Below are 12,325 nucleotides of genomic sequence, written 5' to 3' on the forward strand. Positions count from 1 at the left end.
TTCCAAAGCTTCCAAAAAACGGACTTAACGCCATGAGCGCACCGCGTACCCTCTACGACAAGATCTGGGACGATCATCTGGTCGACGAACAGGCAGACGGCACCTGTCTTCTCTACATCGACCGCCATCTGGTCCATGAAGTCACCTCGCCGCAGGCGTTCGAAGGCCTGCGCATGACCGGCCGCAAGGTTCGCGCGCCGGAAAAGACGCTCGCCGTCGTCGACCACAACGTTCCGACCTCGCCCGACCGCCATCTCGGCATCAAGAACGAGGAAAGCCGCATCCAGGTGGAGGCGCTCGCCACCAACGCCGCCGAGTTCGGCGTCGAATATTATTCGGCAAGCGACAAGCGCCAGGGCATCGTTCACATCGTCGGTCCGGAACAGGGCTTTACCCTGCCCGGCATGACCATCGTCTGCGGTGACAGCCACACCTCTACACATGGCGCCTTCGGCGCGCTGGCGCACGGCATCGGCACCTCCGAGGTCGAGCATGTGCTGGCGACCCAGACGCTGATCCAGAAGAAGGCGAAGAACATGCTGGTGCGTGTCGACGGCCTGCTTCCGCCGCACGTCACCGCCAAGGACATCATCCTCGCCATCATCGGCGAAATCGGCACCGCCGGCGGCACCGGCCACGTCATCGAATTTGCCGGCGAAGCGATCCGCTCGCTGTCGATGGAAGGCCGCATGACCATCTGCAACATGACGATCGAAGGCGGCGCCCGCGCCGGCCTGATCGCGCCTGACGAAAAGACCTTCGAATACATCAAGGGCAAGCCGCGCGCGCCGAAGGGCGAGGCGCTGGAACAGGCGATCGCTTATTGGAAGACGCTGCAGACCGACGAAGGCGCTCACTATGACCGCGTCGTCGTGCTCGATGCCGCCAGCCTGCCGCCGATCGTCTCCTGGGGCTCCTCGCCCGAGGACGTCATCTCCGTCCAGGGCATCGTGCCGAACCCCGACGATATTCAGGACGAGACCAAGCGCACCTCCAAGTGGCGCGCGCTCGACTATATGGGCCTGAAGCCCGGCACCAAGATGACCGACATTACCCTCGATCGTGTCTTCATCGGCTCCTGCACCAACGGCCGCATCGAGGATCTGCGCGAAGTCGCCAAGGTCGTCGAAGGCAAGACGGTGGCCGCCACCGTCGACGCGATGATCGTTCCGGGCTCCGGTCTCGTCAAGGAACAGGCGGAAGCCGAAGGCCTCGACAAGATCTTCAAGGCCGCCGGTTTCGACTGGCGCGAGCCGGGCTGCTCCATGTGCCTTGCGATGAACGACGACCGCCTGAAGCCGGGCGAGCGTTGCGCCTCGACCTCGAACCGCAATTTCGAAGGCCGCCAGGGCTTCAAGGGCCGCACGCACCTCGTCTCGCCGGCCATGGCAGCCGCTGCTGCAATCGCGGGTCACTTCGTCGATATCCGCGAGTGGAACTGATCTGTCATCCGACAGAAGAGAGTGAAAGCCGCCCGATGCGTTGAGCGCATCGGGCGGTTTCGTATTTCATGGCGCCGCTGCTTCGGTCCGACAGTTGTGAGAGAGCGGGTAAGCCCGTTTGTGCATGGCCTCGCCTTTCCAATTTCATCCTTTCGGGCAATCGACATCGAAAAACGCGTATGGCCTCATTGAGATAGGCGCGATACGCGACTGATACCGTTCAGGCTCCGGCGAACACCGCGCCATCGGGGAATGGCCATGAGGCAGAAGAGGGTACGGAGTTTACTGCAAGCCAGCCTGATCGTGTTTGCATCGCAGGCATCGATCGACGCCGCCAGAGCCGCGCCGATCCATTCGGCGATAGAACCGGTCATGGCCTCTTCCGATCTGCTGCACCAGATCGCCCAAAGCAAGATACCCCATCTCAACGGATATCGGGGCTATAGCAGCCCCCGGTCCGGCTATATCAAGAGCTCGAACGGCTATTGGTATCCGGCGCGCGCCTTCAACGATTATTATACCGGCTCGGTCGGACGGTCACGGCGCCTGAACGATAGCTGCGACTACGGCTTTGCGCCGACCAACGGATCCTCGAACTGCAATTATTGACGGAAGGCTGTCCTTCAAACGGCCGCAGGTCGAATCATCAGAGCATGTTGTCCGAACACCGCTCGCGGGTTCGGCATCATGCTCTGACGGGCGCAACGGGGTCAGAAGGTTGCCGTCATCGGGTCCGGTCCCATGCGGGCGCCGGCGCTGTCGAGCCTGGCGATCGCCGCCATGTCGTCGGCATCGAGCTTGAAGTCGAACACCTGGAAATTCTCCTCGATACGCGATGGCGTCACCGATTTCGGAATGACGACGAGGCCGGTATCGATGTGCCAGCGGATGATGACCTGAGCCGGCGTCTTTTGATGTTTGCGGGCGATCTCGCCGATCACGGCATTGGCGATGAACTGCCCCTGGCCGAGTGGGCTCCAGGATTCGGTGGCAATGTTCAGTTTCTTGTGGGCCTCCTGCGCCGCCTTCTGTTGGAAGTCGGGATGCAGCTCGATCTGGTTGATGACGGGAACGACGCCGGTCTCGCCGATGATGCGCTCCAGATGCTCGGGCGTGAAATTCGACACGCCGATCGAGCGGGCGCGGCCCTCTTCGCGGATGCGCACGAAGGCCTTCCAGGTTTCGGTGTAGAGGCCGCGATGCGGCGACGGCCAGTGAACGAGATAGAGATCGACATAGTCGGAGCCGAGCTTCTTCAGGCTGCCGTCGAAGGCGCGCAGCGCATTGTCGTAGCCCTGATCGGTATTCCTGAGCTTGGTGGTGACGAAGATATCCCTACGGTCGACACCAGAGGAGCGGATGCCTTCGCCGACGCCCTCTTCGTTGTCATAACCGGATGCTGTGTCGATATGGCGATAGCCGGCGGCGATTGCGGTGCGCACCGTCGGGGCGGCGATCTCCTGCGGCGTCTGCCAGACACCGAGGCCGACCTGCGGAATGGAATGTCCGTCATGGAAAGTGATGATCGGTTGAGCTGTCACAATATATCTCCGGGAGTTTGAAGAATTGGACACGGCTTGGATTGCGCCCCGCTTGCGGGGCGTCCCGAAACGCATTTCAGCCGCAGCGTTCGGTCACCGGAAACATATAGGCAGCCGCCTCGACAAAACAATCAGAGCACGCGGACAATCGTTCCCTTTCGAAGATGGGGAAGAAGGCGGCGCATGTCGCTGAGGCTGATCGCCACACAGCCGGCCGTCGGTTCGTAGCCCGGCCGGATCAGATGGAAGAAGATCGCCGAGCCGCGATAACGCGCCCGCGAGGAGAGGTTCCAGTCCATCACCAGGCAGATATCGTAGAGCCCGTCGCTGCGTCGCATCTCCTCATGGCTTGCCCCGAACGGCGCCCTGACGAGGCGGTTGTAGCTGGCATCGTCAGGCTGATCGCACCAGAGCATGTCGGCGCGGATGCGACGGATAGGAAGAGACGTGACGAGTCGGCCGTTTCGCTCGCCGCGCCGGAAACCGGCGAGCAGCCTCATCGAAGCGATCGGCGTGGCGCCGTCGCCCTCGCGTTTGATCACCGTGCGGCCGGACCGGCCGATCGCCGCAGGCACGGTGATCGCGCCGAGCCGGACGATCGCCCGGCTCTTCTTCCCCGGCGCCGGCCGAACCACGATCGTCGACGGCTTCATCCCCGGCTCACGCCTTGTTTTTTCCATTTTTCTCGCATGTCTTGGATTGTCTGGGACTCCAATTGAAATCATATGAAAACCTGCGCGGCAACAGTCCGCCGCCCGATCCTTGCCAAACCAGGAATTTGGCGTAGGACTAGGGAACTTAACATGAGGACGCAACGGCATGACCGCACGCACCATTCTTCTGGTGGATGACGACGACGACCTTCGTCAGACGCTGACGGAGCAATTGTCGCTGTATGAGGAATTTTCGGTTCTGCAGGAAGCCAATGCCGGCAAGGGCGTTGCGACCGCCCGCTCGACACCGGTCGACCTGCTGATCATGGATGTCGGCCTGCCCGACATGGATGGCCGCGAAGCGGTGAAGCTGCTGCGCAAGGGCGGCTTCAAGGCACCGATCATCATGCTGACCGGTCACGATACTGATTCGGATACGATCCTCGGCCTCGAAGCCGGCGCCAACGACTATGTCACCAAGCCTTTCCGCTTCGCCGTGCTGCTCGCGCGCATTCGCGTGCAGCTGCGCCAGCACGAACAGAGCGAGGATGCGACCTTCACCGTCGGCCCCTATCTGTTCAAGCCGAGCCAGAAACTGCTCACCACCGACAACGGCCAGAAGATCCGGCTGACGGAAAAGGAGGCGGCGATCATCCGCTATCTCTACCGTGCCGAACAGAAAGTGGTCACCCGTGACGTGCTGCTCGAAGAGGTCTGGGGCTATAACTCAGGCGTGACGACGCATACGCTGGAAACCCACGTCTACCGGCTGCGCCAGAAGATCGAGCGCGATCCCTCCAATGCCGAAATCCTGGTGACGGAAAACGGCGGCTACAAGATCATACCCTAGAGCCTCTCCGTTTTCTCCGAAACGGAAAGGCTCTGTCTCTTTGTTTTCACGCAATTTCCGGTGCAGGACGCGACGCGCTTTCCGGAATTGCTCTAAGGCGAAAAGCCCACATGGCGCTGACTGACGACATCCGCATGCTCGCGCAGCTTCCACTGTTCAAGGACATGAACGAGGATCAGCTGCGGTTGATCGCCTTCGGCGCCGACCGGCGCCTGATCGCGGCCGGCCAGATGCTGTTTCGCCAGGGTTCGCCTGCCGAGAGCGCCTATGTCATCCTCAGCGGCAGCCTGGAGCTGAGCGCAACGAGCAGCGACGGCATACAGAGGACGGAGGGGGTCGCCGGTCCCGGAACGCTGGTTTCCGAGCTGGCGCTGGTCACGCTGGTGGAGCGCAAGTTCACGGCCATCGCCCGCGAGGACACCAGCATCATCCGCATCACCCGCGCCCTCTTCCACCGGCTGATCGAAGAATATCCGGACGCCGCCCGGCTGATCGAGAACCGCATCCGCGACAATCTCGCCGAACTTGCGGCCAAGGCCGCAAGCCAGTTCTACCGCTTCAGCTGAACCGTCTCGCCCGCAGCCATACGGCGCAAGCCGTCAGTCGCGCCCCAGGCTGTCGATTGCTGCGGCCAGCCTTACCAGGTCCGCGGCGTAGAATCCGGCGGCGTTGAGGCAGTTCGTCTCGAGCAGCTTCAATCCATCTTCGGTACGGCAGACATCGATGACATAGGCCGGCGAGTAGCCGGGATTGACATCCACCATCCGCTGCCCGAACTCCAGCACATCGGCATCGATCTCGTGACGATGGATGACACGCGATCCATCTTTGTAGAGCGAGTAGGTGACGATCCGATCGTTGACGGCCCACAGACGCCATTCGCGCAGGATGCGGACAGGCTTGGTGAACATCAGCAGCGTGTCGTGGCGAAGCGATCCTGTCGGAATTTCATCCTCGTCAAGCGCGAGCACCCGCTCCGCCATGCGGATAATCTCGCCTGTCGATTTGACGTTGCCGGGCTCCTCCTTGCTGTCGTCAACGGGACGCAGGAACCATTCCCTTCCATCGTCGGCCAGACGGGCCGGGACATCTCGGAGGACGATGAACAGCGCATCGGCTCCATTGAGGAGATAGGGATGCCACGCCCGTTCCTGAACGAAAGGACGCAGCTTGAACACGCCCGGCCGGTAACCGTTCGCCTCGGCGTTCCTCCACAGCGAATACGAGCCGAACATGACCACCGAGCCCGGATCGGCGACGACCGGCTTCGGAATAAGCTCGCCGATGAACGGAACGACCTTGTGCCATGTGTACGAGATGCCGAGCCGGTCGAGTGCCTCGGCCAGCTTATGAGTGTCCTCGAACTCCTGGAGAAGCCACTGCATCAGAAATCGAAATGTGCCGTCACCGGCACGTGGTCGGAGGGGCGGTCCCAGCCGCGCGCCTCCTTGAGGATTTCGATGCGCTTGAGGTGCGGCCCGAGATCCGGTGACGACCAGATGTGGTCGAGACGGCGGCCGCGATCGGCAGCCTCCCAGTCCTTGGCACGGTAGCTCCACCAGGTATAGAGCTTTTCGCTGGCAGGCACGTGCTGGCGCATCAGATCGTGCCAGCCGCCGCGCTTCATCACCTCGAGCAGCCCATCGGTCTCGACGGGCGTATGGCTGACGATCTTCAGTAACTGCTTGTGCGACCAGACATCATGCTCCAGCGGCGCGATGTTCAGGTCGCCGACGAGGATCGCCGAGGTATTGGCCTCACCATTGGCTTTCAGCTGCTTCATCTCCTCGATGAAATCGAGCTTGTGGCCGAATTTCGGATTGATCGTGCGATCCGGCTCATCGCCGCCGGCCGGAACGTAGAAATTATGCAGCCGGATCCGACGATTGCCGCGCTCGACGATCGCCGAGATGTGGCGGGCATCGCCGACGCCGCAATAATCCTGACGGTGATCCTCCGTCAGCGGAATACGCGAGGCGATCGCGACACCGTGATAGCCTTTCTGGCCGTGGATGATGATGTGGTCATAGCCCATCGCCCGCAGCGGCGCTGCCGGAAACAGCTCGTTCGGCACCTTGGTTTCCTGCAGGCAGAGAATATCCGGCCTGTGCTTGAGAACGAGCTGCTCGACGATCGGCATGCGCAGCCGTACTGAATTGATATTCCAGGTGGTGATCGAAAAGCTCATGCCCCATGCCCTCTCACGCTTTCATGAAAGGGCTTTAGAACAAAGGCGGACCGGAGGGAACTGCCCGCAATGGCGATCAACCGAAAACGCCTCAATCACGAGACTGCGGTGTGCCCGGAATGGTCTCATAGGGCACGCGGAACACGCGATCGTCGAATTGCACGCCTGTCTTGACGTTAAAGATCATCACCGACGTGTCCTTGCCCTGATTGTCGGTGATCGTCCACTGACGCAGGTCGTAGGTCTTCGGGTCGAACATCATGGTGATGGTCGAGTTGCCGAACACCGTATTGTTGCCGAGCGCGATCGTCGTCAGGTCCGACTCCTCCTTCACGCCCTTCACCATGCCGGCCGACAGGTCGATATGCTGCGCCAAGAGCAGGCTGAGCGGCGTCTTGGAGAGCGGATAGAGATCCCAGGTCTTCAGCTTGGTATTGCCGATGGCAACATTCTTGCCGTCGGCGATCACCCGCATCGGCGACGGGTCGTCATAGTTGAATCGCAGCTTGCCGGGGCGCTGGATGAAGAACTTGCCGCCGGTCTGCTCGCCGCGCGGGCCGAACTGCACGAATTCGCCCTGCATCGTCGTGACGCCGGAGAAATGATCGGCAATCGCCTGCGCGGTGCCGGAGGCGGGGGCTGCCGCCTGTGCGTGGGCACCGAGAGGAATGGCGCTCGCCGTCGCAGCGATGGCAAAGGCACCGAGGAGATCGCGCCGCGTTACCGTCAGGCCGGAGAGGAAGGCGTCGGAATTACTCATCTAAATCTCCTTTATGCGATCTGCATGCTGCCGAAAGGCGGCGTCTTCAAGGCGTTGCGATCGCCCCGCGAGAGGTAACGGCTTCGATACCGTCAGGTTTCCGCAAAAGCGGCCCTATGGGAAATATATGCCGATTATTTCAGCGGTCGAGGATGTCGCCTTCGGTCGGAACGAGAATTTCGCGTTTGCCGGCATGGTTGGCCGGCCCGATGATGCCTTCCTTTTCCATCCGCTCGATCAGCGAGGCGGCTCGGTTGTAACCGATGCCGAGCCGGCGCTGAACGTAGGAGGTCGAAGCCTTGCCGTCACGCAGCACGATGGCGACGGCCTGATCGTAAGGATCCTCCGAATCCGAAAGGTTTGATGTGCCGGCCGGGCCACCGCCACCGTAATCGCCATCCTCGTCGTCATCGGCAGTGATCGCATCGAGATATTGCGGCGAGCCCTGGCTCTTCAGGTAGGAGACGATCTCTTCCACCTCGACATCCGAGACGAACGGGCCGTGCACGCGCTGGATGCGCCCGCCACCGGCCATATAGAGCATGTCGCCCATGCCGAGCAGCTGTTCGGCGCCCTGTTCGCCAAGGATCGTGCGGCTGTCGATCTTCGAGGTCACCTGGAAGGAGATTCGGGTCGGGAAGTTCGCCTTGATCGTGCCGGTGATGACGTCGACCGAGGGGCGCTGCGTCGCCATGATCACGTGGATGCCGGCGGCGCGCGCCATCTGGGCCAGACGCTGGACGGCGCCTTCGATATCCTTGCCGGCGACCATCATCAGATCGGCCATTTCGTCGATGATGACGACGATATAGGGCATCGGCTTGAGGTCGAATTCTTCGGTCTCGTACATGGCCTCGCCGGTATGGCGGTCGAAACCTGTCTGCACCGTGCGCGAGATCGCCTCGCCCTTCGACAGGGCTTGCTCGACGCGGCTGTTGAAGCCGTCGATGTTGCGCACACCGATCTTCGACATCTTCTTGTAGCGCTCTTCCATCTCGCGCACGGTCCACTTCAGCGCGACGACGGCCTTCTTCGGATCGGTGACGACGGGCGAGAGCAGATGTGGGATGCCGTCATAAACGGAGAGTTCGAGCATCTTCGGGTCGATCATGATCAGCCGGCACTGTTCCGGCGTCATCCGGTAGAGCAGCGACAGAATCATCGTATTGATGGCGACCGACTTACCCGAGCCGGTGGTGCCGGCGACGAGCAGATGCGGCATCTTGGCAAGATCGGCGATGACGGCTTCGCCGCCGATCGTCTTGCCGAGCGCCATGGCGAGCTTGGCTTTGCTGCCTTCGAAGTCGCGCGAGGCGATGAGTTCACGGAGATAGACGGTTTCGCGCGTCTGGTTCGGCAATTCGATGCCGATCGCATTGCGGCCGGGCACGACGGCGACGCGGGCGGCAATGGCGCTCATCGAGCGGGCGATATCGTCGGCAAGACCGATGACGCGCGACGACTTGATGCCGGGCGCCGGCTCGAGCTCGTAAAGCGTCACGACAGGGCCCGGACGGACATGGATGATCTCGCCCTTGACGCCGAAATCCTCGAGCACGCCTTCGAGCATGCGGGCGTTCTGCTCCAGCGCATCGGCTGAAAGCGTGGAGTCGCGCACGACATTCTTCGGCTCGGCAAGCAGATGCATCGAGGGGAGCTGGAAACCCTCGGGACGGATGAACGAGCCCTGCGCCTCCCGCTCGATACGGGCGCTGGGCTTCGGACGCGCCACCGCGGGGACGACGCGCGGTTCCGGCTTGCCGGCCGGTTTTGCCGGCGCGCTGATCATCCAGTCGTCGTCATCGTCGTCGGGCAGGATATCGGCCGGGCGCGGCGGCATGTCGGCATCGAAAGGCAGATCGTCGTCGTCATCGTCATCGACGGAAAGCGACGGCGCAGAGACGATGCGGCGCGGCGGCGCCGCCCTTGCCCCCATCGATGGCTCCATGCGCTCGCCGCGGACAGTCGGCGCCTTGGCGCGGACCGGTTCGTTCAGCGTGCCGAACTCGTCATCGTTGAAATCATAGGGTGATTCAAAATCGCCCTGGCGGCGCTTGCGCGGCCCCATGCCGAAGAGCCGGCGCAGCCGGGCTTGGCTCATATACCAGGCATGCGTCATGGCACCGCTGAAAGCGACCCAGCGCGACTCCTCGTCCTCCTCCTCGTCTCCGACGACGCGGGCCTTGCTTGTTGTGCCGACGTAATCGTCCTCGATCTCTTCCTCGGCTTCGCTGCGGCCGACGAGGCCCGATGCGAAGAGCATCATCCAGGCGGTGGGTGCCGCAAAGAGGCAGCCGACGACCATGGCGAAGGTGCCGGTGGGATAGGCGCCGACGAAGAGTGCGGGAAAACGCAGGATCATGTCGCCGACGACGCCGCCGATGCCATTCGGGATCGGCCAGGTGAGTGGCGGCGGAAAGCAGCCGATGACGGCGGAAGACAGCACCGTGCCGGCAAGCCAGGCGCCGGCACGGGCGGGAATACGGCTGAAGCGGCGGCCCGAGATCAGCGTCAGCGCCCAGGCGACGATCGGCAGCATCGAAACGACGCTGGCAAGGCCGAGGAATTGCATGACGATATCGGCAAAGGCAGCCCCGCTGTAACCCAGGATATTCGTCGGCAGGTTGGCGGTGGCATAGGAATAGCTCGGATCCGCGACGTTCCATGTCGCCAGCGCCGCCACGCAGAGTGCCAGCAGCAGAAAGATCGCAAAGCCGATGAGCGCCTGGATCTGCCGCAGCATGAATGCCGAGAAGGAGAACCGATCCGGACGGCCATCCATCGCCGGCGACGTGCTTCTTGCCATGTGTCTAACCCGTCCAATGCCTGAGGGCAGGCGAATCACCGAAGCTTCGCCATGCCAAAATGCGTCCGCTCTACCTAATCAGAGCCGGGTTAAAGCGATGTTAACCATGCATGCCGGGACATGCATTGCCGACAGGGAAATGAAAAAAGCCCGAACCTTGGAAGGTCCGGGCCAAATGCGGTCTATGGCAGCTTTTCCGGGTCTAACCCGGAAAAGCTCTGGATAGGCCGCGACGGGCCGTGAAGCGGCGCCCGTGTGCCCGGGCGCCGCAAAGCCGATGTTACGAGTGGTAGGCAGCTTCGCCGTGGGTCGAAAGGTCGAGACCTTCGCGCTCGGCTTCGACGGAGACGCGCAGGCCGATAACGACGTCTACGATCTTGTAGAGGATCGCCGAGCCGATGCCCGACCACAGGAGCGTCGTCAGCACGCCCTTGGCCTGGGCCAGAACCTGGGTTGCCGTGCCGGAATAGGTCGCAGCGAAATCGGCCGTCGAGTAATCGACGATGCCGGCGCCGCCGAGAGCCGGGTTGACCAGGATACCGGTGCCGAGAGCGCCGAGGATACCGCCGATGCAATGCACGCCGAAGACGTCGAGGCTGTCGTCGTAGTTGAACTTGTTCTTCACGACGTCGACGAAGAAGTAGCAGACCGGCGAGACGACGAGGCCGAGAACGATCGAACCCATCGGGCCGGCAAAGCCTGCCGCCGGGGTAATGGCGACGAGACCGGCAACAGCGCCGGAAGCGCCGCCGAGCATGGAAGCCTTGCCGCGGGCGAGGCTTTCAACGATGCACCAGGATACGGCGGCAGCGGCCGTCGCAACGAAGGTGTTGATAAAGGCAAGCGAGGCGTAGGAATTGGCTTCGAGGTTGGAGCCGGCATTGAAGCCGAACCAGCCGACCCAGAGCAGCGAGGCGCCGACCATGGTCAGCGTCATCGAATGCGGAGCCATGATTTCCTTCTTATAGCCCGTGCGCTTGCCGAGCATGATGGCGCCGACGAGGCCGGCAATACCGGCATTGATGTGAACGACCGTGCCGCCGGCAAAGTCGATTGCGCCGTAGGAATAGATCAGGCCGGCCGGCGAGGTGTAGGAGCTCGGGCCGCCCCAGAACCAGACCATATGCGCCATCGGGAAGTAGATGAAGGTGACCCAGAGCACGACGAAGAGCATGACCGCCGAGAACTTAACGCGTTCGGCGAATGCGCCGACGATCAGGCCGGGTGTGATGCAGGCGAAGGTCATCTGGAAGACGACGAAGGTATATTCGGGAATGGCAACGCCCTTGGTGAAGGTTTCAGCGAGCGACGTGGTGTTGACGCCGGCCAGGAACGCCTTGGAGAAGCCGCCGACGAAGCTGTTCAGCGAGCCGCCGTCGGTGAAGGCGAGCGAATAGCCGTAGGTCACCCAGAGCAGCGCCACAACGGCGGTGATCATGAAGACCTGCATCAGCACGGAGAGCATGTTCTTGGCGCGAACGAGACCGCCGTAGAAAAGCGCAAGGCCCGGGATGGTCATCAGCAGGACGAGCGCCGAAGAGACGAGCATCCAGGTATTGTCACCCTTGTCCATGGTGAAGGCGGGAGCGGCGGCAGCGGCAGCAGCCGGCGCGGTCTCCTGGGCAAAGGCGACAGCCGGCGCCAGAAGCGCGGCCGTTGCTGCGCCAATCAGCGCAAGGCGGGAAGAAAACTTCGAAATTGACATTGGAAAAAGCTCCTTGATCTGCCGCTTACAGCGCTTCTGAATCGGTTTCGCCCGTACGGATGCGCACGGCATGGTCGATCGAGTAGACGAAAATCTTGCCGTCGCCGATCTGACCTGTTTTGGCCGATGCCGCGATGGCTTCGACCGCCCTGTCGACGAGTTCCGATGCAACGGCGATTTCGATCTTGAGCTTCGGCAGGAAGCTGACCGCATATTCGGTGCCGCGATAGATTTCGGTATGACCCTTCTGGCGGCCGTAGCCCTTCACTTCGGTCACAGTCAGCCCCTGAATGCCGATCGCCGTAAGAGCTTCGCGGACCTCATCGAGCTTGAACGGCTTGATAATAGCCATCACAATTTTCATCTGGTTTCCCATCCTT

General features: G+C 62.0%; 12 protein-coding genes. 4 read left to right on the forward strand and 8 right to left on the reverse strand.

Translation table 11 applies throughout. From position 1 onward, the window contains the following. Positions 1-32: 32 nt before the first annotated feature. Complete coding sequence (gene leuC / locus CO666_RS01215) at positions 33-1,442, forward strand: 3-isopropylmalate dehydratase large subunit (RefSeq protein WP_085738673.1); 1,410 nt, start codon at positions 33-35, stop codon at positions 1,440-1,442. 258 nt (positions 1,443-1,700) lie between these two features. Next, the gene (locus CO666_RS01220) at positions 1,701-2,051 is read left to right on the forward strand and encodes a cell surface protein (RefSeq protein WP_097610558.1); all 351 of its coding nucleotides are present in this window, start codon (positions 1,701-1,703) and stop codon (positions 2,049-2,051) included. Positions 2,052-2,152: 101 nt separating this feature from the next. Here CO666_RS01220 and CO666_RS01225 read toward each other — a convergent pair whose 3' ends face one another. Both CO666_RS01225 and CO666_RS01230 read right to left on the reverse strand, forming a co-directional pair. Further along, on the reverse strand, positions 2,153-2,983 hold the full coding sequence (locus CO666_RS01225; protein WP_097610347.1) for an aldo/keto reductase: 831 nt from the start codon (positions 2,981-2,983) through the stop codon (positions 2,153-2,155). Between the two features lie 131 nt (positions 2,984-3,114). Beyond that, positions 3,115-3,636 carry a L,D-transpeptidase family protein gene (locus CO666_RS01230; protein WP_097610348.1) on the reverse strand — a complete coding sequence of 174 codons (522 nt, stop codon included), beginning with the start codon at positions 3,634-3,636 and terminating at the stop codon, positions 3,115-3,117. A 166-nt stretch (positions 3,637-3,802) separates the two neighbouring features. Here CO666_RS01230 and CO666_RS01235 point away from each other — a divergent pair, with 166 nt between their 5' ends. Further along, positions 3,803-4,486: a response regulator transcription factor gene (locus CO666_RS01235; RefSeq protein WP_003582964.1), complete on the forward strand. Its 684-nt coding sequence runs from the start codon at positions 3,803-3,805 to the stop codon at positions 4,484-4,486. Between the two features lie 110 nt (positions 4,487-4,596). Next, the gene (locus CO666_RS01240; RefSeq protein WP_097610349.1) at positions 4,597-5,052 is read left to right on the forward strand and encodes a cyclic nucleotide-binding domain-containing protein; all 456 of its coding nucleotides are present in this window, start codon (positions 4,597-4,599) and stop codon (positions 5,050-5,052) included. A gap of 33 nt (positions 5,053-5,085) precedes the next feature. On the opposite strand, the gene CO666_RS01245 is transcribed toward CO666_RS01240, so the two are convergent. The 6 genes from CO666_RS01245 to CO666_RS01270 all read right to left on the reverse strand — a co-directional run bounded on the left by CO666_RS01245 (position 5,086) and on the right by CO666_RS01270 (position 12,321). Beyond that, on the reverse strand, positions 5,086-5,871 hold the full coding sequence (locus CO666_RS01245) for an ATP-grasp domain-containing protein (RefSeq protein WP_097610350.1): 786 nt from the start codon (positions 5,869-5,871) through the stop codon (positions 5,086-5,088). Next, positions 5,871-6,674: an exodeoxyribonuclease III gene (locus tag CO666_RS01250; protein ID WP_097610351.1), complete on the reverse strand. Its 804-nt coding sequence runs from the start codon at positions 6,672-6,674 to the stop codon at positions 5,871-5,873. Before CO666_RS01250 ends, CO666_RS01245 begins: the two co-directional genes overlap by 1 nt. Positions 6,675-6,765: 91 nt before the next feature. Then, positions 6,766-7,434, reverse strand: a complete 669-nt coding sequence (locus CO666_RS01255) for an outer membrane lipoprotein carrier protein LolA (RefSeq protein WP_097610352.1) — start codon at positions 7,432-7,434, stop codon at positions 6,766-6,768. Positions 7,435-7,573: 139 nt separating this feature from the next. Next, complete coding sequence (locus CO666_RS01260; RefSeq protein ID WP_097610353.1) at positions 7,574-10,240, reverse strand: FtsK/SpoIIIE family DNA translocase; 2,667 nt, start codon at positions 10,238-10,240, stop codon at positions 7,574-7,576. A 280-nt stretch (positions 10,241-10,520) separates the two neighbouring features. Next, positions 10,521-11,945: an ammonium transporter gene (locus CO666_RS01265; protein ID WP_097610354.1), complete on the reverse strand. Its 1,425-nt coding sequence runs from the start codon at positions 11,943-11,945 to the stop codon at positions 10,521-10,523. A 25-nt stretch (positions 11,946-11,970) separates the two neighbouring features. Continuing rightward, positions 11,971-12,321 (reverse strand): P-II family nitrogen regulator, encoded by a 351-nt coding sequence (locus CO666_RS01270; protein WP_003543684.1) that lies wholly within the window; start codon positions 12,319-12,321, stop codon positions 11,971-11,973. Between the last annotated feature and the right edge of the window lie 4 nt (positions 12,322-12,325).

Source organism: Rhizobium chutanense (genome assembly GCF_002531935.1).
In the GTDB taxonomy this organism is placed as follows: Bacteria; Pseudomonadota; Alphaproteobacteria; order Rhizobiales; family Rhizobiaceae; genus Rhizobium; species Rhizobium chutanense.